This is a genomic window from Streptomyces sp. PKU-EA00015 (assembly GCF_013387495.1).
Classification (GTDB): domain Bacteria; phylum Actinomycetota; class Actinomycetes; order Streptomycetales; family Streptomycetaceae; genus Streptomyces.
In genome coordinates, this window is sequence record NZ_JABZEE010000002.1 from 14,702 (window position 1) to 39,349 (window position 24,648).

General features: G+C 73.3%; 22 protein-coding genes. 8 read left to right on the forward strand and 14 right to left on the reverse strand.

Annotated features, from left to right (window positions below; all coding sequences use genetic code 11):
• Positions 1 to 442: 442 nt before the first annotated feature.
• Genes HW130_RS01715 through HW130_RS01735 form a run of 5 tightly spaced genes read left to right on the forward strand, consistent with a single transcriptional unit; the run spans position 443 to position 6,498 of the window.
• Positions 443 to 3,664 carry a nitrate- and nitrite sensing domain-containing protein gene (locus HW130_RS01715; protein WP_177147543.1) on the forward strand — a complete coding sequence of 1,074 codons (3,222 nt, stop codon included), beginning with the start codon at positions 443 to 445 and terminating at the stop codon, positions 3,662 to 3,664.
• Positions 3,661 to 4,143, forward strand: a complete 483-nt coding sequence (locus tag HW130_RS01720) for a roadblock/LC7 domain-containing protein (RefSeq protein ID WP_177147544.1) — start codon at positions 3,661 to 3,663, stop codon at positions 4,141 to 4,143. The genes HW130_RS01715 and HW130_RS01720 overlap by 4 nt, the downstream gene beginning before the upstream one ends.
• Positions 4,140 to 4,550 carry a DUF742 domain-containing protein gene (locus HW130_RS01725; RefSeq protein WP_177147545.1) on the forward strand — a complete coding sequence of 137 codons (411 nt, stop codon included), beginning with the start codon at positions 4,140 to 4,142 and terminating at the stop codon, positions 4,548 to 4,550. Before HW130_RS01720 ends, HW130_RS01725 begins: the two co-directional genes overlap by 4 nt.
• A complete protein-coding gene (locus HW130_RS01730; RefSeq protein WP_375256498.1) occupies positions 4,531 to 5,229 on the forward strand; it encodes an ATP/GTP-binding protein in 699 nt (232 codons plus the stop codon). The genes HW130_RS01725 and HW130_RS01730 overlap by 20 nt, the downstream gene beginning before the upstream one ends.
• Before the next feature lie 30 nt (positions 5,230 to 5,259).
• The gene (locus HW130_RS01735; protein WP_177147546.1) at positions 5,260 to 6,498 is read left to right on the forward strand and encodes a styrene monooxygenase/indole monooxygenase family protein; all 1,239 of its coding nucleotides are present in this window, start codon (positions 5,260 to 5,262) and stop codon (positions 6,496 to 6,498) included.
• Between the two features lie 140 nt (positions 6,499 to 6,638).
• Here HW130_RS01735 and HW130_RS01740 read toward each other — a convergent pair whose 3' ends face one another.
• From HW130_RS01740 to HW130_RS01755, 4 genes are read right to left on the reverse strand one after another with little or no spacing between them, the layout of a single operon-like run.
• Positions 6,639 to 9,155: a PQQ-binding-like beta-propeller repeat protein gene (locus HW130_RS01740; RefSeq protein ID WP_177147547.1), complete on the reverse strand. Its 2,517-nt coding sequence runs from the start codon at positions 9,153 to 9,155 to the stop codon at positions 6,639 to 6,641.
• 35 nt (positions 9,156 to 9,190) lie between these two features.
• Positions 9,191 to 9,466: a hypothetical protein gene (locus tag HW130_RS01745; protein ID WP_177147548.1), complete on the reverse strand. Its 276-nt coding sequence runs from the start codon at positions 9,464 to 9,466 to the stop codon at positions 9,191 to 9,193.
• A 10-nt stretch (positions 9,467 to 9,476) separates the two neighbouring features.
• Complete coding sequence (locus HW130_RS01750; protein WP_177147549.1) at positions 9,477 to 10,205, reverse strand: TetR/AcrR family transcriptional regulator; 729 nt, start codon at positions 10,203 to 10,205, stop codon at positions 9,477 to 9,479.
• A gap of 31 nt (positions 10,206 to 10,236) precedes the next feature.
• On the reverse strand, positions 10,237 to 11,184 hold the full coding sequence (locus tag HW130_RS01755; protein WP_177147550.1) for a diiron oxygenase: 948 nt from the start codon (positions 11,182 to 11,184) through the stop codon (positions 10,237 to 10,239).
• A gap of 181 nt (positions 11,185 to 11,365) precedes the next feature.
• On the opposite strand from HW130_RS01755, the gene HW130_RS01760 reads away from it, so the two are divergent.
• The gene (locus tag HW130_RS01760; protein ID WP_177147551.1) at positions 11,366 to 12,481 is read left to right on the forward strand and encodes a ferritin-like domain-containing protein; all 1,116 of its coding nucleotides are present in this window, start codon (positions 11,366 to 11,368) and stop codon (positions 12,479 to 12,481) included.
• Positions 12,482 to 12,525: 44 nt separating this feature from the next.
• On the opposite strand, the gene HW130_RS01765 is transcribed toward HW130_RS01760, so the two are convergent.
• The 6 genes from HW130_RS01765 to HW130_RS01790 all read right to left on the reverse strand — a co-directional run bounded on the left by HW130_RS01765 (position 12,526) and on the right by HW130_RS01790 (position 19,615).
• Positions 12,526 to 12,981, reverse strand: a complete 456-nt coding sequence (locus HW130_RS01765; protein ID WP_177147552.1) for a DUF3291 domain-containing protein — start codon at positions 12,979 to 12,981, stop codon at positions 12,526 to 12,528.
• A complete protein-coding gene (locus HW130_RS01770) occupies positions 12,978 to 14,066 on the reverse strand; it encodes an amidase (RefSeq protein WP_177147553.1) in 1,089 nt (362 codons plus the stop codon). The genes HW130_RS01765 and HW130_RS01770 overlap by 4 nt, the downstream gene beginning before the upstream one ends.
• Positions 14,067 to 14,070: 4 nt before the next feature.
• Positions 14,071 to 15,516, reverse strand: coding sequence for a penicillin-binding transpeptidase domain-containing protein (locus tag HW130_RS01775; protein ID WP_218183025.1), 1,446 nt, complete (start codon positions 15,514 to 15,516; stop codon positions 14,071 to 14,073).
• A gap of 8 nt (positions 15,517 to 15,524) precedes the next feature.
• A complete protein-coding gene (locus HW130_RS01780; protein WP_177147555.1) occupies positions 15,525 to 16,904 on the reverse strand; it encodes an FtsW/RodA/SpoVE family cell cycle protein in 1,380 nt (459 codons plus the stop codon).
• A 234-nt stretch (positions 16,905 to 17,138) separates the two neighbouring features.
• Positions 17,139 to 17,414, reverse strand: a complete 276-nt coding sequence (locus HW130_RS01785; RefSeq protein ID WP_177147556.1) for a zinc-ribbon domain-containing protein — start codon at positions 17,412 to 17,414, stop codon at positions 17,139 to 17,141.
• A 95-nt stretch (positions 17,415 to 17,509) separates the two neighbouring features.
• A complete protein-coding gene (locus tag HW130_RS01790; RefSeq protein ID WP_177147841.1) occupies positions 17,510 to 19,615 on the reverse strand; it encodes a PBS lyase in 2,106 nt (701 codons plus the stop codon).
• A gap of 153 nt (positions 19,616 to 19,768) precedes the next feature.
• Here HW130_RS01790 and HW130_RS01795 point away from each other — a divergent pair, with 153 nt between their 5' ends.
• Positions 19,769 to 20,575, forward strand: a complete 807-nt coding sequence (locus tag HW130_RS01795; RefSeq protein ID WP_177147557.1) for a nuclease-related domain-containing protein — start codon at positions 19,769 to 19,771, stop codon at positions 20,573 to 20,575.
• A 25-nt stretch (positions 20,576 to 20,600) separates the two neighbouring features.
• Here HW130_RS01795 and HW130_RS01800 read toward each other — a convergent pair whose 3' ends face one another.
• From HW130_RS01800 to ligD, 3 genes are all read right to left on the reverse strand, one after another.
• The gene (locus tag HW130_RS01800; protein WP_177147558.1) at positions 20,601 to 21,032 is read right to left on the reverse strand and encodes a nuclear transport factor 2 family protein; all 432 of its coding nucleotides are present in this window, start codon (positions 21,030 to 21,032) and stop codon (positions 20,601 to 20,603) included.
• Between the two features lie 80 nt (positions 21,033 to 21,112).
• A complete protein-coding gene (locus tag HW130_RS01805) occupies positions 21,113 to 22,018 on the reverse strand; it encodes an RNA ligase family protein (protein ID WP_177147559.1) in 906 nt (301 codons plus the stop codon).
• Positions 22,015 to 22,890, reverse strand: a complete 876-nt coding sequence (gene ligD / locus HW130_RS01810; RefSeq protein ID WP_177147560.1) for a non-homologous end-joining DNA ligase — start codon at positions 22,888 to 22,890, stop codon at positions 22,015 to 22,017. Before ligD ends, HW130_RS01805 begins: the two co-directional genes overlap by 4 nt.
• A 41-nt stretch (positions 22,891 to 22,931) precedes the next feature.
• On the opposite strand from ligD, the gene HW130_RS01815 reads away from it, so the two are divergent.
• A complete protein-coding gene (locus tag HW130_RS01815; RefSeq protein ID WP_177147561.1) occupies positions 22,932 to 24,008 on the forward strand; it encodes a Ku protein in 1,077 nt (358 codons plus the stop codon).
• A 22-nt stretch (positions 24,009 to 24,030) separates the two neighbouring features.
• Here HW130_RS01815 and HW130_RS01820 read toward each other — a convergent pair whose 3' ends face one another.
• Positions 24,031 to 24,624: a TetR/AcrR family transcriptional regulator gene (locus tag HW130_RS01820; protein WP_177147562.1), complete on the reverse strand. Its 594-nt coding sequence runs from the start codon at positions 24,622 to 24,624 to the stop codon at positions 24,031 to 24,033.
• Positions 24,625 to 24,648: the final 24 nt, after the last annotated feature.

The following is a 24,648-nucleotide window of genomic DNA, read 5'->3' on the forward strand; positions in this document are numbered from 1 at the left end:
GTGCCGGCGTTCGGGAAAGTTGTTCGCCAACTCAGGGATGTTGTTCACTCGTTCGGGTGGCGGAGCGGCCGATGCGCGCCTCCCTCCCAAAGGCACTGGAATGGTCGGAAGCCGTACCAGGGGTGGGGCTCTCGCGTGTGACCGGTCGTCATCTCTGCTTCATGGGTGGACGAGTCAAGCAAGATTGCGAGCACCGGTGCAGAAGAAGCGGCCTCGGGGCAAGGGCGACAGGCCCACTGGAACGGCAGGCGAGCTCCAGGTCCCGGCCCCTGCGGCCCCCCTGCCTCCGCAGGGACAGGGCGAAACCGTCCGGACCTCCGACGGGGCCTGCGTGTTCCCGGCGCAATCCACGGGACCCGCGCACACCACCGGTCCCGCGCCGAGCACCGGCCCCGGGCCGTCCGCGGGACCCGCGCCGAGCACCGGCCCCGCGCAGGACACCATGACCCCCTCCGGACGCCGCGCGCGCGTACGCAGCCGACTCGTCGCCGGAGTGGCGGTCGTCGGCCTCGTCGTCGTCGGCGCCGGAGCACCCGGCGTCCTCGCGACCTCCGCGGAACTGACCGAGGCCCAGCGCCTGGTGACCCTCGCCGAGCTCGACCGCCAGGCCGTCACCCTCGCGCACTCCCTCGCCGACGAACGCGACGAGGTCACCGCCTACGTCGCCGCCGGCCGCGACTCCGCGAACGACGGCGCGGCCGGGGACGGGGACGGCGAGGCCGCGGACACGCCGAAGCTCTCCGCGACCCTCAGCGCCCGCGTCGACCGCCAGATCCGCGAGATCCGCGCCGCCGTGCCGGACGACCACGCCGACCTGCGCCGCGCACTCGCCTCCCTGCCCGGCGTGCGCCGCACCGCCCTGACCGGCACGGGCACCCCCCTGGAGGTGCACCGCGCCTACACCGCGGTCATCAACCGCCTCCAGGCCCTCGCCGACGAGCTCGCCGAGAAGACCCCGCCGCGCGCCGCCGAGGCCACCCGCGCGCCCGCCGCGCTCGGTCTCGCCGTGGAGCAGGCGTCCGCCGCCCGCGGGCTGCTGCTCGCCGCGCTGTCCGTGCCGCGGCCCGAGACCCGGGTGACGTACGACCCGGCCACCGGCCTGCCCGTACAGACCGCCGCCGAGGACTCCGGCGCCGACGCCCGCACCCGCAACGAGCTCACCGCGGCGGCCCAGCAGGCCCGCGTCCGCGAACTCGCCGCCCTCGCCGACTTCGACCAGGCCGCGGGCAAGGACGCCCGCGACAACCTGGCCGCCACCGTCACCGGCCCCGAGGTCAAGGCCGCCGAGAGCTTTCTCGCCCGCCTCACCGACCAGCCCCGCCTCTCCGCGTCCGAGCGCGGCACCGACCGGTCCGAGCTGGAGGCCGCACTCACCGCCCGCATCGAGCAGATGCGCGGCGCCGAGACCGCACTCGCCGCCGACCGGCTGGTGCGCATCGAGCACCTGCGCGACGACGACGTCACCGCGCTCGAAGTACGCATCGCGCTCCTCGGCGGGCTGCTCGTCGTCACCATCGGCGTGCTGGCGGCCGTCTCGCGCACGCTCACCCGCCCGCTCGCCGTCCTGCGCATCGGTGCCGCACGTCTCGCGGAGTCGCCGGAGACGGAGGAGCCGGTCCGCTTCACCGGCCGCAACGACGAGTTCGCCCAGGTCGTACGGTCCCTCAACAGCCTGCACGGCACGCTGCGGGACCTCGGCGCGCGTGTCCGGCACCTCGACGCCGAACGCGGCGGCCTCACCGGCTCGGCCGAGGCGCTCGCCACCGAGTTGGCCGAGGTCCGCACCGAGCTCGGTGAGCGCGCCGAGGAGCTCACCACCGAGCTGCAGCGCCTGCGCCACACCGTTCACCACACCTTCGTCAACCTCTCGCTGCGCACGCTCGGCCTCGTCGAACGCCAGCTGGGCGTCATCGAGAAGCTGGAGGAGCGCGAGCAGGACCCCGAGAGGCTCGCCACCCTTTTCAAGCTCGACCACATGGCGACGGTCATGCGTCGGCACAGCGAGAACCTGCTGGTCCTCGCGGGCGCCGAGCACGGCCAGGGCCATGTCGGCCCCGTCCCGCTCGTCGACGTCCTGCGCGCCGCGGTCAGCGAGATCGAGCGCTACGACCGGGTCGTCATCCAGTCCCTGCCGCCGCACGCCCAGGTCGCGGGCTTCGCCGCCGACGACCTCAGCCACTTGGTCGCCGAACTGCTGGAGAACGCCACGTCGTTCTCCCCGCCGGACGCGCAGGTCGAGATGTCGGGCTGGCTGCTGGAGAGCGGCGAGGTGATGCTCTCCGTCCAGGACGCGGGCATCGGCATGACCGAGGCGCGCATCGAGGAGCTCAACGCCCGGCTGAAGAACCCGGAGACGTACGAGAGCGACGCCGGGCGCGAGACCGAGGGGCTCGGCCTGCGGGTGGCCGCGCTGCTGGCGGCGCGTCACCGGGTACGGATCCAGCTGCGCGAGCACAAACAGGGCGGGATCACGGCGGTGGTCGTCGTCCCGGCGGCGCTGCTGCCGGACGGTCCGCCGGCGACGGCGTCCCAGCAGACGCCGGTCCCGGGCGCGGGCCCGGCGCTGACCCTGCCGGGCTCGGCGGCGGAGGCGAACTCCAACACCCTGCCCCCGAGCGCTCGCCGCCCCGCCCAGCCGGAGGGTACGTCCGCGGCGGACGGCGGCCGTGCGTCGCACGCGGAGCGGTCGGCCGACGCCGACGCCCCCACTCCCGACGCCGACCACGCGTCCGGCGCGGGCCAGGCGGCTCCCGCCGGCTCTGCGTCGCTCGGCGCTCACGGCGCCCCGGTGGCCGACGCCGCCCCGGCCGCGCCTGCCGACGCCACGCCCGCGCCGCATGCGGACCGGGGCGCTGACGCCTCCTCGTCCGGCCTGGCGTCGCTCGCGGACCCGTTCGCCGCCGCCGTTGCGCCGTATGCGGACGGGGGTGCCGGCGCCGACCACGCCGCGTCGTCGCCCGATCCGGCGTCGCCTGCCAACTCGTTCGCCGCTGCTGAGGCGGCCGACGCCGAGCGGGCGTCCGGCGCGGGTCAGGCGGATCCCGCCGGCTCCGCGTCGCTCGCGGACCCGTTCGCCGCCGCCGTTGCGCCGTATGCGGACGGGGCGCCCGCCGGCCCGTTCGCCGCTGCTGAGGCGGCCGACGCCGACCACGCGTCCCCCGTGGCAGACGGCACCACCGCTCCCGGCGCTCACGCCGAGCCCGTGGCCGACGTCGTTCACGGCGCCCCGGTGGAGCCCTTCCTCCCGGCCGACCCGTTCGTCGAGGCCGCCGAGCGGGCCGTGCGGGCCGCCGAGGGGGAGCGGGACGCGCACGAGCGGACCGCCGACGGGGAGCCCCAGGACATCGAGGAGGAGACGTTCGCCATGCGGCTGCCCGAGCAGCCTGCCGACGACGTCACCTCGGAGCGGGTCACCGACAAGGGCCTGCCCAAACGGACCCCGAAGATCGTCGCACCGCCCACCGCGCCCGCCGGGCGCACCGGGAGCGTCGACGCCGAGGCGCTGCGGCGCCGGCTCGGCGGCTTCCATCGTGGCGCACAGGAAGGCCGACGCGACGCCGAGGCCGAGATCGCGCAGAGCGGCACGCAGCAGGCCACTCGGGCAACCGACGAGCAGAACACCGACACAGAGACGGGGGACACAGTCGAGGAGGCACGCAGTTGACTGCGACCGGCACATTCGGGCTGAGCACCGAAGCCCGCAATCTGCAGTGGTTGTTGGGCAATCTGGTGGAGGAGGTGCCAGGAGTCCGCTCGGTCGCCGTCGTCTCGTCCGACGGCCTGCTCCTGCTCTCCTCCGACCCCGCGCAGAACACGGCCCCAGCGGATCCGGCACGCCGTGACGGCCCCCGCGGCTCCAGCGCCGACCTCGCCACCATCGTCTCCGGCATCGGCAGCCTCACCATCGGCGCCGCCGGGCTGATGGACGGCGGCAAGGTGAAGCAGACCATGGTCGCCATGGACGAGGGCAGCGTCTTCGTGATGTCGATCAGCGACGGCTCCCTGCTCGGCGTACACGCCGCCCCCGACTGCGACATGAGCATCGTGGCGTACCACATGGCCCTGTTCGTCGGCCGCGCCGGACACGTACTCACCCCCGAAGTCCGCAGCGAGCTGCGCAAATCGATGGAGAGCGCCCGATGACAGCCGCCGCTTCGTCCTCCAAACTCCCCGTACGCGGCCAGGGACGCAGGCCCGCCCGCGTACGCCCGTACTCGCTCACCGGCGGCCGCACCCGCTTCGGCCACGTGCTCCTCGTCGAGACCTTCGTCGCCGCGCTCGAGGCCCCGCCCGAGCGCCGCGAGCTGCCCGGCGGCGACCTCTCGACACGCGTCATGCCCGAGCTGCGGGCGATCGTCGAGCTGTGCCGCCGTATGCGTACCGTCGCCGAGATATCGGCGCTGCTGAAGATGCCGCTGGGTGTCGTCCGGGTGCTCCTCAGCGACCTGGCCGACCAGGGAAAGATCCGTGTGTACGGGACCGGGCACGGCACCGGACAGCCCGACCGCGCGCTGCTCGAAAGGGTGCTGAGTGGACTCCGCCGCCTCTGACACGCTCCTCGCCCGACCGCACGCCCCGCAGGACCAGGACGCGTCGAGCGCCCCGGCCACGGCGGACGCGCGCCCCGAGGACACCGTGTGGCCCGAAGAGAATCTGCAGGCGTGGGAGCTGGACACCACCCGTGCCCCCATCGCCACCAAGATCGTCGTGGCGGGCGGTTTCGGCGTGGGCAAGACGACCTTCGTCGGGTCGGTCTCGGAAATCACCCCGCTGCAGACCGAGGCACTGATGACCCGGGCCAGCGAGGACACCGACGACCTCACCGCCACGCCGGAGAAGACCACCACGACCGTGGCGATGGACTTCGGCCGCATCACGCTCGACGACGACCTGGTGCTCTACGTCTTCGGCACACCCGGCCAGCAGCGTTTCTGGTTCATGTGGGACGACCTCGTGCGCGGGGCGATCGGGGCCGTCGTGATGGCCGACACGCGGCGGCTGGCGGACTGCTTCCCGGCCCTCGACTACTTCGAGAGCTGCGGGCTGCCCTACATCGTCGCTGTCAACCACTTCGAGGGAACGACCGCCTACGAGGCCGAGGACGTACGGGAGGCCCTCACCGTGCCGCCCCACGTGCCGGTGGTGATCATGGACGCCCGTAAGCGCGTCACGGTCATCGAGTCGCTGCTCGCGCTCGTCGCCCACGCCCTCGAAGCCACCCCCGAATAGCCTCCCGAACATCTACGGAGCACCCCTGTCATGCGGAAGATTCTCATAGTCGGCGCCGGCCAGTCCGGACTGCAGCTCGCCCTCGGCCTCCAGTCCCAGGGCTACGAGGTCACCCTGATGTCCAACCGCACGGCGGACGAGATCCGGTCCGGCCGGGTCATGTCCACGCAGTGCATGTTCCACACCGCCCTCCAGCACGAGCGGGACCTGGGCATCAACTTCTGGGAGACGCAGGCCCCGAAGATCGAGGGCCTCGGTGTCTCGGTCGCCGCGCCCGACGCGAGCCGCGCCGTCGACTGGGTCGGCAAGCTCGACGGCTACGCCCAGTCCGTCGACCAGCGCGTCAAGATGGCGGGCTGGATGGAGACGTTCGCCCAGCGCGGCGGACAGCTGGTCATCCACGGCGCGGCCGTGTCCGACCTGGACTACTTCTCCCGCACGTACGACCTGGTGCTGGTGTCGGCCGGCAAGGGCGAGCTGGTCTCCATGTTCGGCCGGGACGCCTCCCGTTCCCCGTACGCCGAGCCGCAGCGCGCGCTCGCCGTCGCCTACGTCCACGGCCTCGGCCCGCGCCCCGAGCACCCGGACTACGACGCGGTGCGCTGCAACCTGGTGCCGGGAGTCGGCGAGCTGTTCGTGATGCCGACCCTCACCACGTCGGGCCGCGCCGACATCCTGTTCTGGGAGGGCATCCCCGGCGGACCGCTCGACGTCTTCCAGGGCGTCAAGGACCCCTCCGAGCACCTCTCCCTGACGCTGGAGCTGATGGAGAAGTACACGCCCTGGGAGTACGCGCGGGCCACGAAGGTCGAGCTGACCGACGCGGCCGGCACGCTGGCCGGCCGTTACGCGCCCACCGTGCGCAATCCCATCGGCCGACTCCCCGGCGGTGGCCTGGTCCTCGGCGTCGCGGACGTGGTCGTGGCCAACGACCCGATCACCGGCCAGGGCTCCAACTCGGCGTCCAAGTGCGCGGCCTCGTACCTGGCCTCGATCACCGAACACGGCGACAAGCCGTTCGACGAGGCGTGGATGCAGGCGACGTTCGACCGGTACTGGGAGACGGCGCAGCACGTCACCAAGTGGACCAACGCGATGCTGGGCGTCCCGCCGGAGCACGTGCTGAACCTGATCGGCGCGGCCGGCCAGCTCCAGCCGGTCGCGAACCGGTTCGCGAACGGCTTCAACGACCCGGCCGACTTCGAGAACTTCTTCTACGACCCCGAGAAGGCGGGCGCCTACCTGGCGGAGGTCGCCCAGGGCGCCTGACGCCGCCGACCGGTTCAACGGGGCGCCTCCCCCGGCCCGCAGTCACGCCGCCGGGCAGGAGCGGTGGGGACTTCGGCACGGACCCGAGGGCGGCGACGTCCTCGGGGGCCGGCGTCGCGAGCAGGTCCTGCGGTGACCCGTCAGTCCACGGGCAGGGCGTAGAACACCGGCCCGCGGCGGACGAGGACCCCGCGGTCCCCGGCCGGCATCGCCGTGTAGCGCGGCGCGGCCTGTTCCTCGGCGTCGGTGACGCCCGCCTCCTGGAACTTCCACAGCCGCCGGCCGTCGCGTGCGGAGAAGGCGGTGAGCTGCGCGGCGTCGCCCGCGAGGACGGTGCGGCCACTCGTGCTCAGGGCGGTCGAAGGGGTTTCGCGCCACACCGGTGCCTCGGTGGAGCGGCGCCACACCGGGCGACCGGTCGCCGTGTCGACGGCGCACACCTGCTGGTAGCGGTTGGCGACATACAGGGTCGGGCCGTGGAAGGCGGCCGTGCCGAAGGCGAACACGCCGCTCTCGCCGCGCGCGTCGGCCGCGGCGACCCGCCACTGCCGCTTGCCGTCCGGCCCGGAGTACGCGTGCAACTCGCCGCCCGACGCGGCGTACAGCCTGCCCGTCGCGTCACCGGTGACGGCGGCGGTGGGCGCCACCGCGCTGAGCGGTACGGACGCGAGCGCCTTGCCCGTACCGCGGTCGAAGGCGAGGAGCACGGTGCCGTTCCTGGAGGCCTTGCGCTGCGCGGGGGTGAGGGTGTGGCCGTCCTGCCGTACGAGCACTTCTCCGGGGCGGACCGCGACCAGCTGGTACCGCGGGGTGTACGGTGCGCGCCCGTCGGGAACGCGGGCCCGCCACAGCTGCTTGCGCCCGGCGAGGTCGTAGGCGATGACGTACGTCTCCCGCACCTCCACCTTCCGCTTGCGCTTCTTGACGGTCTTCTCCACCGTCCTGCGCACGTGGGCGGTGAACCAGACGCTGGGGCCGTCGGCCCCCATGACGTTCCCGATCGTGAGGCTCTCGCCCGGCTGCGCCAGCGTCTGCTTGGCCACGCGGTGGCCGGGCCGGCCGTCCTCGGCCGACACCCACAGCAGTGCGTCGGCGGTGTCGACGAGGCAGAACGTGGTGTCGACGGGCACCGGCCGGGAGGTGGACGCGGCTTCCGGAAGCTCCCACCGGCGCCTGCCGGTGCGCAGGTCGACGCCGGTCATCCGCTCGCCGTCCGTCACCAGCAGCAGCCGGTCGCGCCACACGGTCGCCCCGACCGGCTGGTCGCCGGTGGCCGGGTGCGCGTACCGCCACGTCGGTTCGGGCGCGAGGCCGGCCATGCGGCTCGGCCGCGGGGCGGGCGCCGGCCTGGCCGGCGCGGTCGTGTCCTCGCCGTCCCCGGCGAGGGCGTACACCGCCCCGCCGCCGACCACGAGCCCGGCGACACCGGCGGCGGCCGCGACGAGCAGCCCGCGGCGCGCGATGCCGGGGTCCTGTGCGGGCGCGGTGGTGACGACGGGCAGGACCGGTGGGACGACGGCGGGCAGGGCGGCCCGTGCGGGAACGGGAAGGGCGGCCGGTGCGAGGGGTTCCCTCCCGAGGAGCGGCGTGGTGTCCCGCCCCGCGCCACCGGCCCGCCGCACGAGCACGGTGTCCCGGTCCACGACGTGCCCGTTCCCGGCGGTCGCGTGGGCGGCCCGGCCGCCCCCGCCGTCGGCACTCGCCGCCGGGCTCGCGCCGGGGGCGACCGCGCTGCGTGCAGCCGGTTCCACCGCGCTCCCCGCCGCCCCGTGCGCCGTGCCGCCGCCCGACACCAGCGTCGCCGTCTCCGACTCCTGGGCCGCCAGGGCCGAGAGCAGTGCGTCCGGGAGCCAGCCGTCACGAGCCAGCGCGGACGCGCCCTCCAGGGCCAGGTCCGCCGCCACCGCTGCGGCGGGCGGGCGTTCGCCGGGGACTTTTGCCAGGCAGGACGCCAGGACCGGGCGCAACTCCTCCGGGACACCGCTGAGTTCCGGTTCGCCGTGGGCGATCCGGTCGGCATCCGCGAGCGGGGTCGTCCCCGTCGCCGCGTACGCGAGCAGCTGGCCGAGGACGAACAGGTCCGAGGCGGGGCCCGGTTGCGCGCCCGTGGCCTGTTCGGGAGTCAGGTAGCCCAGCTTCACCGTCATCTGACCGTCCGCGTCCGCCTCGGCGACGGCCGCCGCGCCCAGCGCGCCGAGTGCCGTCACCCGCGGGCCGTCCGCCGCCAGCAGCACGGTGTCGGGCGAGAGGCCGTGCAGCACCGTGCCCGTGGCGTGCACACGGGACAGGGTCTCGGCGAGCGCGGCGCCCAGGATCCGCACCGCGCGCCCCGGCAGCGGTCCGGCGAGCGCGATCGCCTCCCGCAGGGTCAGCGCGGGGACGTAAGCACTCGCCGTCCACAGCAGCGGACCGTCCACGTCCGCCACGACCGGTTGCACCCAGCCCCCGGCGAGCTGTTCCGTCCTGCGGGTCTCGTGCCGGAAGCGGCGCCGGAACACGCGCGAGGCGGCCAGCCGGGGCCGTACGAGCGCGACCACGGACGCCGCCCCGTTCGGACCGACGGCCAGAAAACGGACCGAACTGGCCGACTCCCGCACGCGGGCCAGCGTGCGGTACGGGCCGATCAGGCCCGGATCGTCCGGCTGCAGCGGCTCCATCGCGGCATCCCCCCTGGTGACACGGTCCCGTGATCCTATGGCGTGCCCTTCGGCTTCGACCAGGGCCACCTGACCTCGCGCCGCTCCATGCCCTCGGGCGCGTACTCGTACTTCCAGCCGCGCTGCAGGCCCAGCCGCTTCGTGTATCCGGCCGGGACACGGCGGTAGACGTGGACCGTGGGCGGGCTGCCGTCGCCTTGCGGGACCGGGATCCTGTACCACTTCGGGGGGTGGCCCGTGGGGCCCGCGAGCACCGGCAGGACGCGTCCGTCCATCGGGCCGCCGACGAAGGGGGTGTTCTCGCTTCTCACGGCTCCAGTGTCACAGCAGATGCGACGCCCCGCCGACGACCGGTGCCAGGCGGCGGGCCAGCGTGCCGACCGCGCCGGCCGCCGTCTCCTGGGCCACCAGGTCCGCGACCGCTCCCGCCGTCTCCTCGTCGGTCGCCGCCGTCGCCACGAGCAGGGCGATCAGATGGTCGACCAGCCAGTCCCGTATGTCGGCGGCCGGCGGCTGCTTGCCCTCGTCGATCCAGATCAGCGACGCCGCCTCGACGGCCGCGATCCAGGTGCGCACCATCATCCGCAGCCGGGGCCCCGCGCCCTCGGCGCCGAGGTGCAGCAGGATCTGCTCCGCCGCGGACCGCCGCACCTCGTCCACGATCGACGTCGTACGCGAGGTCTCGGCGACGCTGCCACCGCGCAGCAGCGCGCTGAACCCGGTGTCGTGCTCGTCGACGAAGGCCAGGAAGCGGTCCAGGACCCGGGCCAGCCGGGCGGTCGGCGGCCCGGCGGCCGGCTCGGCGAAGCAGTCCTCGAGCCGGTCGGCGGCCGAGCGCAGCGCCGCCTCGTACAGCTGCTGCTTGCCGCCCGGGAAGTAGCGGTAGACGAGGGGCCGGGAGACACCGGCTGCCTCCGCCACGTCGTCGAGCGAGATCTCGTCCGGCGGCTGGTGCGCGAAGAGGGAGAGGGCCGCCGCGAGCAGCTGCGTGCGGCGCTCCTCGACGCCGAGCCGTCGGTATGCGCGGGCCGTGGGAGCAGGACTGGTCATGCTTCGCAGCGTAACCGCAGCCCCCGTCGCGCTATGCGAGAAGTCCGGAGCTCTTCCACAGCCGGCGGCCCGCTCCGCGCAGCACGCCGATGTCGTCCAGGAAGTCGGTGAGCCGCCGGGCCCCCGACTGCATCACCTCGCGCCGGTGACCGCTCGCCCGCACCTGGGCGACGGCCTCGCGCCGGTCGAGCCCCACGTTCTCGTACACCTTCGGGTTGATGAAGCAGACGCTGAAGACGCGGGCGGCCTCGCCGCAGCTGAGGCGGGTGAACTCCTGCTCCCAGCGCGGCGCCGTCACCATCTGGCGGCGCAATTCCTCGCGGGCGTACCGCACATGGCGGGCCTCCTCCACCACGTGGATACGGGTCACTCCGCGCACCAGGGTCTGCACCCGCTCGTCAGGGAAGGTGAGACGCTGCATCCAGTCGAGGATCTCCTCGCCGAGCAGTGTCGCCGCGAAGGACCCGGGTGTGGTCGAGACGGTCTTCAGCACGCGCGCCAGGTTGTGGTAGATCCGCGGCACCGGGTAGGCCGGCGCCCCGCCCTTTCGGATCAGCCTGGCGAACATCATCGAGTGCCGGCACTCGTCCGCGATCTCGGTGAGGGCGTAGCGGACGTGGTTGCTGGTCAGGGACTTGTCGTAGATGTGGCGGACCAGCAGCTGCATCAGGATGATCTCGAACCAGATCCCGAGCGAGGCGAGCGACGCCGCCTCGTGCCGGGCCAGGTCCATCCGCTGCTCCTCGGACATCCGGTGCCACAGCGGGGTGCCGTAGAGCGACACGAGCTCCGGTGGCCAGAACCACTTGCCGTCCTCGATCGGCGCCTCCCAGTCGAGCTCCTTGTCGGGGTCGAAGGAGTGCCTGGAGGAGGACTCGAGCAGGCGGGCGGCGACCTGCTCGCGGTCCCGAAGGGGGCCCAGGGCATCGCGGAGCACCTGCACCTGCACCTGCACCTCGCGTTCGCTCACGGTTGTCATGGCTGAGGACACCTCGCGCGTGGGGGTTACCGGTCGTCACCCGTTATGAGACTGCCCGTCAGCAAGCTCGTCAATCCCTTGCGCGCGACTTGTTGACTGTGCGTCTACCACCGTGTGAGCCTGCCAACTGTCCTTGCACATCGGTGAGTACGAAACGGGATACGAGGCGAAGGAGCCGCCAGTGTCGACGTACGAGCACTACACGCACGCACCCGAGAACCAGCTCTGGCAGGTCCCCGCCTCCGGCTCTGCGCGCTTCAGCTGGGAGTACGACCACGGCCGCGAACGGCTGCTGGCCCTGTACCAGAAGGGCAAGGACAAGCAGTGGGACGGCACCAGGCGCATCGACTGGGACCTGGAGGTCGACCCGTACGACGCGCTCGGCACCCCCGACGAGGCGCTGACCCTGTACGGCACCCGGCACTGGGCGAAGATGACCGCCAAGGACAAGGGCGAGCTGCGCAGGCACTACACGGCCTGGCAGTTCAGCCAGTTCCTCCACGGCGAGCAGGGCGCCATGATCTGCGCCGCGCGGATCGTGGAGTCGGTCCCCGACCTCGACGCCAAGTTCTACTCGGCGACTCAGACCATGGACGAGGCCCGGCACGCCGAGATCTACGGGCGCTTCCTGCACGAGAAGATCGGCATGCTCTACCCGATCAACGACAACCTGCAGAGCCTGCTCGGCGACACCCTGCGCGACTCCCGCTGGGACATGCCCTACCTCGGCATGCAGGTCCTCATCGAGGGCCTGGCGCTCGCCGCCTTCGGCATGATCCGCGACACGACGACCAAGCCGCTGCCGAAGCAGATCCTCGCGTACGTGATGCAGGACGAGGCCCGCCACGTGGCCTTCGGGCGGATGGCCCTGCGCGACTACTACCAGCAGCTCACCGACGCCGAACTGCGCGAGCGCGAGGAGTTCGTGATCGAGGGCTGCTACCTCATGCGCGACCGCCTGCGCGGTGTCGAGGTCCTGGAGAACCTCGGCGTCTCGCGCAAGGAGGCGGAGGAGTACTCGGAGCAGTCCGAGTTCCTCCACCTGTTCCGCAAGCTGCTGTTCAGCCGCATCGTGCCGTGCGTCAAGGACATCGGGCTGTGGGGCGAACGGCTCCAGAAGGCCTACCTGGACATGGGCGTCTTCGAGATGGGCGACGCCAGCCTCGACCTGCTGATGAGCCAGGACGAGGAACTGGCCGAACAGCTCGACCGGGAACGGTTCGCGGCCGAGGAGCAGGAGCGTGTGTCCGAGGTGACGGACGCGATCGCGGAGGGCGCTCGGCTCTCCGACGGCTGAAGCCCCGGGCGATCGACCTCACCGCGGTCGACCGGCGCCGCTGATCACCCCCCAACGGGCGGCGGGAACGACGTGCGCAGCGTGAACGCGTACTGCGTCGGCCCGTGCTCGCGCACATGGAGCAGACGCTCCTCCGCCTCCCGGACCGTCGGGCGGTGGCCCGCCGGGACCCACCACATCGTGGTCATGACCTCCTTGACGCGCTCGAAGAACTCGTAGCGGCGCGCCAGCAGTTCGCGGTGCGTCCCCTGGTACATGAACGCCGTCAGCGCGTTCGTGTCCCGCCAGACCGACATGTTCACCATCAACGTGTCGTCGCCGAACACCCGCAGGTCCGTCGCGTTGCCCGCCGCGTCCTGGAGGCGCCACACGAACCCGTCGGCCGCGTCGGCGACCGCGTTCACGGGGTCCAGGTTGTCGACGAAGTCCTTCAACTCGGCGGAGTCCAGAGGGTGTTTGAGCCGGGCTATGTTCACCTGCGCGAGTTCGTATGCGGTCATGGCCGCACAGTAATCAGATGCCTTTCCGCCGCGACCGACATTTCGAGCAGTGAGACATCCGCCCCGCGGGGCGCCACCAGTTGGAGTCCGACCGGGCAGCCGTCGCTCGTGAAGCCCGCCGGAACACTGGCCGCCGGATGGCCGCTCAGGTTGAACACCCACGTCAGCGCCGTGGAGTAGACGTCGCGGCCGGGGCCGTCGTGGCCGTGCGGGCGGTTGGGCGTGGCCGGGGTGATCAGGACGTCCGCCCCGGCGAACACCGCGTCGAGCCGCCGGTCGTTCTCCTCCCGTACCGCCGCGCCCTCCGCCGCCCGCCCGGCCCGCACCGCCGTCCACGCCTCCGCCGGGTCCAGCAAGGACGCGTCAAGGGCCCGCAGGCGTACGACACCCGCCGACACGAGCCGCTCCACAGCCGCCCGCGCGACGGCCAGCACCTCGTGGTCCACGTCCGCGAAACCGAGGTCCGCCGACCACACCGCCCGCACCGGCAGATCCGGGGCGGACTCCGCCTCCCCGGCCCCGACACAGCGCAGGTACGCCCGCGCGTCCGCCGCCGTCCGCGTCAGCACACCGGCCGACGCGAGCCCGGTGCGGTCCGGCGACGGCAGCAGCCCGTTCGTCGTCTTCAGGCCGAACACCCCGCACCACGCCGCCGGGATGCGCACCGAGCCCGCCCCGTCGCTGCCGGTCGCCAGCGCCGCCATCCCCGCCGCCACCGCCACCGCCGAACCGGCCGACGAGCCGCCCGGGGTGCGGTCCGCGCGCCAGGGATTGCGGGTGGGACCGTGCGCGCCGAGGCCCCAGGTCTGCCAGTACGTGCCGGGGCCGGGTACCGAGGTCGACCCGATTGGGACCGCGCCCGCCGCGATCAGCCGCCGGGCCGCGTACGTGGCGGCCCCTCCCGTGCCCGAAGGGCTACGGGGGATGCCCGACCGCCCCTTCACCGCGAACGGCACCCCCGCGAGCGGCAGGGCGGGATCCACCGTGCGCTCCAGCTCCAGCGCACGGTCGCCCCACACCTCGACGAAGGCGCTCAGCCCGGGATCGAGCCGTCCGATGGTCTCCAGTGCCCGCGCCACGTCCATGCCGTCAGTCTCGCAGTGCCGCCTCCATGACCGCGCGGGCGATCGGTGCCGCGCTGCCACCGCCGCTGATCTCCTCCCGGTCCGCGGCCGCGTCCTCCACGACCACCGCCACCGCGACCCCGGGCTGCGCCGCGTTCGCGGCCTGGGCCCAGGAGATGAACCAGGCGTACGGGACACCGGCGTTGCCGACGCCGTGCTGGGCCGTGCCGGTCTTGCCGCCCACGACCGCCCCCTCGATCGCCGCGTTCCTCCCGGTGCCCTCCTCGACGGCCCGCACCATCAGCCGGCGCATGTGCATCGCCGTCGCCGGGTTCATCGCCTGCCGGTAGGACCGGGGGCCGTGCTGCGCCACGGGGTCGCCGTCCGCCCGGGTCACCCGCTCCACCAGGTACGGGTACCGGACGGGGCCGCCGCCCGCGACGGCCGCCGAGACCATCGCCATCTGCAGTGGCGTGGCGGTCGTGTTGAACTGCCCGATCGAGGAGAGCGCGAGCTGGTCCACGGACATGTCGGTGTCGAAGTTCGACCGCGAGACCGCCGCCGGGATGCGCAGCCCCGCGTCGTTGAAGCCGAACCCGGCGGCCGCCTCCACCATCCCGGAGAGTCCGACCCGCGCGCCGAGCCCGGCCATCACCGAGTTGCACGACCACTGGATCGCGTATGCGAGCGAGGCGTTCTCACAGCCCTCGGTCGCATCGGGCAGCGTGGTGCCGGTACCGGGCAGGACGTACGGGTCCGGTGTGCGGGTCGGCGCGTCCACGTCGTCGACGACTCCCGAGTCCAGCGCCGCCGCAGCCGTCACGATCTTGAATGCGGATCCGGGCGGATACGTCTGCCGGATCGCCCGGTTGAGCATCGGCCGGGTGTGGGCGCCGTTCAGCCGCGCCCATGCGTCCGCCGTGTCCCCGCCGGAGCCGGCCAGCTCGCCGGGATCGTACGAGGGGCTGCTGACCAGGGCCAGGATGCGGCCCGTCGCGGGTTCGACCGCGGCGACGGCGCCGCGCCGGCCGTTCAGACCCTCGTACGCGGCGCGCTGCACCGCCTCCCGGATCGTGGTGTGGACCCTGCCGCCGGGCGGGCGGCCGCGGCTGAGGTCGTTCCAGAACGGCAGCGGGGAGAGCAGCGGGTCGGTGCCCGAGAGGACGCCGTCCTCGATGTTCTCCAGCAGCGAGGTGCCGTACGTCTGCGAGGCGTAGCCCGTGACCGGGGCGAACAGCGGTCCGTGGCGGTAGGTCCGTTCGTACCGCAGCCGGCCGCCCGTGTCCCGGGAGCCGGTGACCGGCCCGCCGTCGACGAGGATGTCGCCGCGCGGTTGTGCGTAACGGGCGATGGCGGTGCGGTGGTTGGCCGGGTTGCCGACCAGGGAGGGCGCCTCGACGACGTGCACCCGTGCGGCGTTGACGAGGAGCGCGGCCAGCAGGAGCACGCAGAAGGCGGCCGCGTGCCGCATGTGCCGGGTCACCGGCCGGCCGCCGGCAGTACGGCGACGGCCTCCGGCTCGGCCACCTCGGGCCGCGGCGCCCTGGCCGAGTGGCTCAGGCGGACGAGCAGGGCGACGATCACCCAGTTGGTGACGACGGAGGAGCCGCCCTGGGCCAGGAAGGGCATCGCCATGCCGGTGAGCGGGATCAGCCCCGTCACGCCGCCCGCGATGACGAACGCCTGGAGCGCGATGATCGACGACAGCCCGACGGCGAGCAGCCCGCCGAACGCGTCGGGCAGCGCGAGCGCGGCGCCGTAGCCCCGGGCGACGAGCAGCGCGTACAGCAGGAAGAGCCCGGTCAGGCCGACGAGGCCGAGCTCCTCGCCCGCGGTGGCGAGGATGAAGTCGGACTTGGCGGCGAAGCCGATGAGCACGGAGTGGCCGAGCCCGAGGCCGGTGCCGAGCATTCCGCCGGTGGCGAAGGCGAACAGCGACTGGGCGAGCTGGTCCGGGCCCTGACCGGCCTCGATGCTCGCGAACGGGTCGAGCCAGTCCTGGACGCGGCCGTGGACGTGCGGTTCGAGCGAGCCGACCGCGTACGCGCCGGCCGCGGCGAGCAGCAGGCCGACGGCGATCCAGCCGGTCCGGCCGGTCGCCACGTAGAGCATCACGACGAACAGCCCGAAGAACAGCAGCGAGGTGCCGAGATCCCGTTCGAGGACCAGCACGCCCACGCTCACCAGCCAGATCGCGAGCACGGGACCGAGTACGCGCCCCGCGGGCAGCTGGAGTCCGGAGAACCACCGCCCCGAGCGGGCGAGCGCACCGCGGTTGGCCGCGAGATACGCGGCGAAGAACACGGCGAGCAGCACCTTGGCGAACTCGCCCGGCTGGATGGACAGTCCGCCGACGCGGATCCAGATCCGGGCGCCGTTGACGGCGGGGAAGAGGATCGGCGCGCAGAGCAGGGCGAGGGCGGCGACGACGCTGACGTACGCGTAGCGCTGCAGCACCCGGTGGTCGTGCAGGGTGATGACGGAGGCGATGAACAGGGCGACGCCGAGCGCGGACCACACGAGCTGGGCGGGCGCGGCGACCTCGCCGGGGGTCTCCAGGTCGAGCCGGTAGATCAGCACGAGCCCGATGCCGTTGAGCAGGACGGCGATGGGGAGGAGCAGCGGGTCGGCGTAGGGAGCCCGCAGGCGGACGGCGAGATGGGCGAGGAGGGACAGGAGTCCGAGCCCGGCGCCGTACCGCATGGTGTCCGGGGGCACGGCCCCTTGCCGGGCGAGGCCGACGGCGACGTAGCCGTAGACGGAGACGAGGACGGCGCAGACGAGGAGCGACAGTTCCACGCCCCGCCGTTTGGCGGGGCGTGGCGCGGGCGGGGGCGGCACCGCCGTCGTTGCGGTCATGCCACGCAACGTAGCAAGCCGCAAGAGAATTTTTCCCTTTATGTCATGGAACATCTCCGACGGGGCAGTCCGGCGGGCCGTCGGCCGCGAACCGTACGCGCTCGGGCACGGTCACCGCGCGACGGCGCCCCCGTCCACGGCGTTCGGGAACCGCGGCTCGCCCTCGCCGGCGCAGCCCGCCACCAGGGCGGCCCGACGGGCCGCTGCGCCGGGACGATCACCGGCCCGCAGGCCTCATTCGCCCGGGCGCACCTGGTGCCCGGCGGACGGGGCGGAGGCGGCCTGGAGCTGGAGCTGCTCCGCCTGCGGGGCCGTCAGCCGCTGCTCCGCACCGCAGAACGTGCACTGCGTCGTGTACTTCGTCGAGACCGGGAACAGCGGCACGAAGAACAGCGTGAACTTCGTGACCCGTTTGCGGAGCATGTGCGCCGACGGGTTGCCGCAGTGGCCGCAGACCAGCGTCAGTACGGCCAGTTGGTACAGGTAGCCCTTGGTACCGAAAATGATCATGTTCTCTTTCCCTCCGTCATGGTCCAGGATCGCGCACGCGCCGCGACGGGCGCGCCCCGGGCCACGGCGTACGCGGGCGGCCGGGTCACGGACGGTCACGGCCCGCCCGTGACCGCCTGCCGGCACAGGCCCAGCAGCCTCTCGTCCGTGAAGATGTCATGGCCGTCCGCGCCCGCGTCGATCGCGTTGTGCCGCCGTACGGACAGCAGTTCGCGGTCGACCAGCCGGTCCGCGCCCTCGGCGCCCCGGGTCGTCATCTCCGCGAGAGCCGCCGCGACCGGCACCCGGGCGTGCGGCAGTTCGCCCCAGGCCCGGCGCAGCACCGGCCACGCCCGGCCCGGGTCCCCGGTCACCCGCCACAGCGCCGCTGCCGACTCGACCCGGGTCCACGGCTCCGCCGACCACAGCAGCGCGGCGAGCAGATGGGCGGCCGGTGTTGCGGCCGGGCCCAGCCTGCCGAGGACGGCGGCGGCCGTGCGCCGTGCCCCCGGGTCGGGCCCGTTCAGCACCGCGCACAGCACCGGCAGCACCGCGTCCGCGTCGCCCTCGACCGCCCACAGCGCACCGGCGGCCCTCGCGGCCAGCGCCGCGGGCAGTCCCGCGTCGCCGGCCCGTCCCGCGTGCGGTCCCGCCACCAGTCGGCGCAGCTCCGGCACGGCCTCGCGCGCGGCCGGGCCGAAGGCGGTCAGCGCCCGAAGAGCCGACTCGACCACCCCTTCCCGCCGGTGCGCGGGAGCGTCCCGCAGCACCCGCAGCACGGCGGGCACCGCCTCGGGCAGCGTGTCGGCCGCCCGGAGGACGGACAGCCCGTGCAGCAGCGGCCCGGCCTGTTCGTGGAGCGTGTTGTCGAGCGCCACGCGCGCGAGCCGGTCGCACAGCGCCGGTCCGAGCGGCGCGGCCGCCGTCCCGAGCCGGTCCAGCGACCGTCCCAGGTCTCCCGGTGCCTCCCCACGCTCCAGGATCCGTGCCAGGACGGGCACGATGCGCGCGTCGCCCGCCCGCACCAGTGCCATGACGGCCGAGCCGAGCGTCGGCGGCCCGGCGTCCCACTCGCGCACCCAGCCGTGCGGATCGGCCGCCACCCGCTCCAGCAGCGCGTCCGCCGCCGGCTCCGCCAGCTGGAACAGGCCCTTGAGCACGTAGGCCGCCGCGTCCCCGAGCCGCGGCTCGGGGTCGGCGAGCTGCTCGCCGATCAGGCCCACCAGCTCCTCGTAGGCGCCGCGCAGGGTCCGCAGCAGCGCCTCGCTCATCCGTACGGCGTCGATGCGCTGGCCCCGGTCGGGGCTGCACAACTGGTCCGCCAGCAGCGCGATCCGGTCGTCCACGCGGTCGCCCAGGCCGGCGTGGAGGGTCCGCAGCAGGTCCGCGGTCCATGGCGCCACCCGGCTCGCGGCGGCCGCCGCCCGCATCTCGCGCGGCAGCCCCAGCACCGGCGGCGCCGTCGTGTCGGCCGCCGCGGCCACCACGACGGGGCCCGCCCGCAGTTCGCGCAACAGGCCGGTCACCCACGGCACCACGTCGGCGGGCAGCTCCGCCGGCGCGCAGCGGGCGACCTGCGCGATCGCACCCAGCCGCAGGCCCGCGCAGTAGGCCGGGCCGCCGATCGTCATCAGCCAGGCGACGACGTCGGGCGTCAGGCACTGGTGCCGCATCGCTATCCGGCCCGCCGCGTCGATGCAGGCCAGCCGTACCTCGTTGTCCGTCTCCCGGTCGAACCTCTCCCGCAGCAGATCCAGCACCCGCACCGGATCGCTGTGCAGCGTCGCCAGCGCGAGCGGCGCCGCGAGCCGCACCCCCCGGTCGTGGTCCCCGGCCAGCGCCAGGAACACGTCGGCGCCCGCCGTCACGGCCGACGCCGCCATCGCGTAGTTCGCCGCCCCCTCGAACTCCTCGTCCTCCGGGTCCAGTTCGTCGTCGCCGTCCAGGTCGATGCCGCCGATGCTGGTCAGCAGCTCCAGGATGCCGCCCCGGTCCTCGACCGTGGGGTCGGCCACCAGCTCCATCAGGAACGGGATGCACGCGAGCGTCGAGTCGTAGACGTCTCCCTGGTGGTGCACGGACCCGTACATCGCGTCGAGCGCGTGCTCACGCTCCTCGGGATCCGCTGAGGCCAGTCCGCGCAGTAACTCCGGCACATCGACTGCCGGGCCGTAGGCGTGCGCCAGAGAGGCCCAGTCGACCTCTTCGATCCCCGCGAACACCATTGCCCCCTCCCGGAACCCTGCGTCCGTCCTTGTCTGGGGAGAGTGTGCCCCACGACCCCGACGAAGCGACCGGTATCACGCCGCTTGCCGGACGCCGGGATGTTGCCCCCGGCCGCCATGGCTGATCCCATGGTCAGGGGTGGTGGTGCCATGCCTGGAATACGGGTGACGCTCGCGCGGTCAGGGGGCCGTAACAGGCTGTACGTGAATCTTCCGGACGGCCGTACGGTCGCCTGGTACGACCCTGACAACGGCCGGATCAGTGTGGTTCTGGAGGAGTACAGGGATGACGCGCTCGCGGCCCTGGCCTCTTATGTCACCGGCGACTTCACCGTCGGCCCGCCGCCCGTCCCCTCCCCGGCGGACCTCGCCCGGCTCGCTCTCCACCCCGACGACGACCTCGCACCCAACCGCCCCGGCGAAGCACTGCACGCCGAGCTGGACCTGAGGCCCGCGCCGGCCCTGTCCCGGCTGCGCCGGGACCCGCGCCGGGCCGACCTCGCGGCACAGCAGCGGCTGGGCGAGGCGCTGGACCGGCTGGAGTCCGCCGGCTGGCGGACCGTGCACTGCGTACCGCTGCCGGGCGCCGACCGCATCGACCACCTCGCCGTCGGCCCCGGCGGGGTGCTCGCGGTGCAGGTCCTCGCCGCGCAGCGCGCACGGGTCCGTGTCCTCGGCCCCGTGGTGCGGGTCGGCCGCGGACCGGGGGACGGGTACGCGGGCGCGGTGCGCCGCCGGGCCGAGCGCGCCGCCCACGCGCTGGCCACGGCGGTGCGCCCGGTGCTGGCCGTGGTGGGCGCCGCGCGGCTGGAGAAGCGGTCCGTCCCGCAGGACATCCGCGTCCTGCGGGACGACGAGGTGCCCGCACTGGCCCGGCTCGGCGGCGTGCTGAAACCGGCCGACATCGAGGCGCTGTACGCGGCGGCACGGGACCGGCGCACCTGGCTGGCCGTCTGAAACGCGCGCACCGCGCGGCCCCGCATCAGCGCAGGTTGTCGCCCCAGCCGCCCTGCATCATCGTCTGGAACGCCCACCGGCCGTCCTGCCGGATCAGGACGTCCGCGTACCGCAGCTGCTGCGTCTGACCGTCCATGGTCATGGTCGAGTCCGTGAAGACCACGGCCATGGCGGGGGAGAGGAAGACCGGCGTCCGTACCGACTCGAAGGCGATGTCGTCGCCGCCGTCGCCCATCACGTGCGTCATCGTCCGTACGAACTGCTGCCGGTCCCACTGTGCCGAGGCGCCGTTGCCCGCCGAGTCGTCGCTGACCAGGTTGAGCGGGAAGACGGCCTTGTCCGCCATCCGTTCGACGTCCCGCTCGGCGCTCGCCTCGTCGTAGGCGGCGAACCACTCGTGGATGCTCGCCAGCTCCTCGGCGGTCGGGGTGTATCCGGTCTCGGGCAGTCGCGTCACTCTGTCTCCTCAACTGTTCAAACTTGACTATGCGATCCGTCCTGAAGCTACTGCCCTCCCGGGATTCTAGTCAAACTTGATTAATCCAATTCCTCGGGAAGCCGCAGCCGCACCACCGTCGTGACCGTGTGCCGCGTCGTGCGCTGTTCCACCTCCGCGGTCAGCCCCGCCTCGACGGTCCGGTAGCCGACCTCGCCCACTCCCACCGCGACCGCCGTGCCCGTACCGGCGCCCACCCGCCCGGCCAGGGCGACCCCCGCCTGGGACCGCAGCGCCGGGGACAGCGGGCTCGACACCACGGGCGTGTCGTCGTCCGGCAGCACCAGCACCAGCGACGCCGGACGCGCCGCCCCGCCCGTGAAACCCACCACGGCCGCGTCCCGGCTGCTCGTGTGCCGCAGCTTCCGCCAGGCCCGCGCACCGCTGCGGTACGTCTGGTCGAGCCGCTTGACCACCAGCCCCTCGACGCCGATCGAGGGCAGCGTCCGGAACCAGGTCTCCGCCTCCGCCACGTCCAGCGTCATCGGCACCGGCTGGAGCGGCGGTCCGAGCGGGCCCACCAGGGCGACCAGCCGCTCCCGCCGCTTGGCGTACGAGAGCCGCCGCAGATCCTCGCCGCCCTCGGCGAGCAGGTCGAAGGCGGCGTACGAGGCGGGCAGCCTGCGTGCGAGCCCCGGCGCCCGCGCCGCGGTGGCCGCGGCCCGCTTCTGCACGGCGGCGAAGTCCGTACGCCCCTCCCGCCACACGACCACCTCGCCGTCGAGCACCGTGCCGTCCGGCAGTCGCGCGGCCGCCTCGGCGAGATCGGGGAAGGCGGCCGTGACGATCCGTCCCGAACGGGCCTGCAGCAACACCTCCCCGCCCACCCGGAAGACGACCATCCGGTGACCGTCGAACTTGGGCTCGTACGCCAGGCCCGCCCCGCGCGGCAGAACGGTCACCGACTCCGCCGCCGCGACCTTCAGCGGCGGTCTCGGCACGCTCACGGCAACTGCCCGGCGCTGTCCGGGTCGGTGAGCGGGCCGAGCAGTTCCCCGTACCGGTCGAGCCGCGCCGCGATGTCCCCGAGGCGGAAGACGAGCCCCTGCCGCGCCTCCACCTCCTCCCACGTCACCGGCGCCGACACCGTGGGCTCGGCACGGGCGCGCAGCGTGTAGGGGGTGGCGGTCGTCTTGGCGGCGGCGTTCTGGCTGTGGTCGACGAACACCTTGCCCGGCCGCAGCGCGCGCGTCATCCGGTGCAGCACCAGCTTCGGCATCGCGGCCTCGCCCTCCTTCGCCAGGGCCTTCGCGTAGGCCGACACCTTCTCGGACGGCGTCGGCACGAGCGGCACGAGCAGGTGCAGGCCCTTGGAGCCCGAGGTCTTGGCGTACGCGTCGAGTCCGTCCGCCGCCAGCCGCTCGCGCAGCCACAGCGCCACCTCGCAGCACTCGGCGACGCCGGCGGGGGTGCCGGGATCGAGGTCGAACACCATGCGGTCGGCGACGGCCGGCCGGTCAGCCCGCCACTGCGGCGTGTGGAACTCCACGACGAGATTGCCCGCCCACACCAGCGACGCCAGATCGTCCACGACCACCTGGCGGGCGCCGGGGTCGTCCGACCGGGGGACGGGGGCCGTACGCACCCAGTCGGGCGTGCCGGGCGGCGGGTTCTTCGTGAAGAACACCTGGCCGTCGGGGCCGTCCGGATACCGCAGGAAGGAGACGGGACGGTCCTGGAGGTGGGGGAGTATCGCCTCGGCCGTCACGGCGTAGTAGTGCAGGATCTCGCCCTTGGTCGTCCCGGTGGCCGGGTGGATGACCTTCTCCAGATTGGTGAGCGCCAGCCGCCGCCCATCCACCTCCGTGATCGGCGTCATACGATGAGAATCCCATGAATCCCGGATGGAAGGGACAAAACGTGCGATCCATCTGGAACGGTGCGATCTCCTTCGGGTTGGTCAGCATCCCGGTCAAGCTCGTGAACGCGACCGAGAACCACTCGGTGTCCTTCCGGCAGATCCACGAGGCCGACGGCGGCCGGATCCGTTACCGCAAGGTGTGCGAGCTGGAGGAGAAGGAGGTGACGAACGCCGAGATCGGCAAGGCGTACGAGGACGCGGACGGGGTCATGATCCCGATCACGGACGAGGACCTCGCCTCCCTGCCGCTGCCGACGGCGAAGACGATCGAGATCGTCGCCTTCGTGCCGTCCTCCGAGATCGATCCGCTGCAGATGGACGCGGCCTACTACCTCTCGGCCAACGGGGTGCCGGCCGCCAAGCCGTACACGCTGCTGCGCGAGGCGCTCAAGCGCAGCGACAAGGTCGCCGTCGCCAAGTTCGCGCTGCGCGGCCGGGAACGGCTCGGCATGCTGCGCGTCGTCGACGACGTCATCACCATGCACGGTCTGCTGTGGCCCGACGAGATCCGCGCCCCCGAAAGCGTGACGCCCGAGGCGGACGTGACCGTACGGGAAGCCGAACTCGACCTGGCCGACGCCCTGATGGACACCCTCGGCGAGGTCGACATCGAGTCCTTGCACGACGACTACCGCGAGGCGGTCGAGGCCATGATCGCCGCGAAGGTGGAGGGCGGGGTCACGGCGCCGGAGGCGGAGCCGTCCGCCGAGCGCGCCGGCGGAAAGGTCATCGACCTGATGGCGGCGCTGGAGAACAGCGTGCGCGCGGCGAAGGAGGCGCGGGGCGGGGAGGGCGAGGTCGCCGAGGTCACGCCGATCAAGGGCCGGCGGGAGCCCAAGCCGTCCGGCGCGAGGAAGTCGACGTCGCAGGCCGCGAAGAAGACGGCGGCCAAGAAGACGGCGGCCAAGTCCACGGCGAAGACCGCCAAGAAGACGGCGTCGGCCAAGTCCACGGCGAAGTCCACGGCCAAGTCCACGTCGAAGTCCACGGAGAAGACCACCAAGAAGGCAGCGTCCAAGACGGCGTCCGAGCCCGCGGCGAAGAAGAGGGCGTCGCGCAGGCGCAGTTCGGCCTGACGGCTCTCAGGGCCTCAGCGCCTCAGGGCCTCAGCAGGGTGTCCAGGACCGACTCCAGGTACGCGTCCCTCTCGGCGCCCTGCGGCAGGGCGTGGGGCACCGCGTGGGCCAGCTGCGTGTGTCCGAGGTAGCTGCTGTACGCCAGCAGGCCGCGGGTGCGCGCCTCCGCGGCCGGAAACCCGAGCTCCTCGAAGAGCCGCGCCACGTACCCGACCCGGCGCTCCGTCACCCGGCCGAGTACGGCGGCCACTTGGGGGTGCGCGGCGGTCGCGAGCAGCGACACCTCCAGCGGGTCGTCGGCGGCCGACGTCGTCGCCTGCCGCAACAGGGTGCGCAGCCGCCGCTCCGGGTCGGGCTCGGCCTCGACGGCGGTGATGATCTCCTCGGTGCAGATCTCCTCCCAGCGCTCCAGAGCCGCCTCGATCAGCGCCTCGCGGTTGGTGAAGTGCCAGTAGAAGCTGCCCTTGGTGGTGCCGAGCCGCGCGGCGAGGGGCTCGACGGCGACGGCGGCGAGCCCGCGCTCGGCCATCGCGGCGAGCGCGGCGTCGGCCCAGTCGCGGGCGGTGAGCCGCCGGCGTCCCTGCTCCCGCTTGCTCCTTTTCTCCACGTGCACCATGTCCATACGCTACCGTATGGTTGA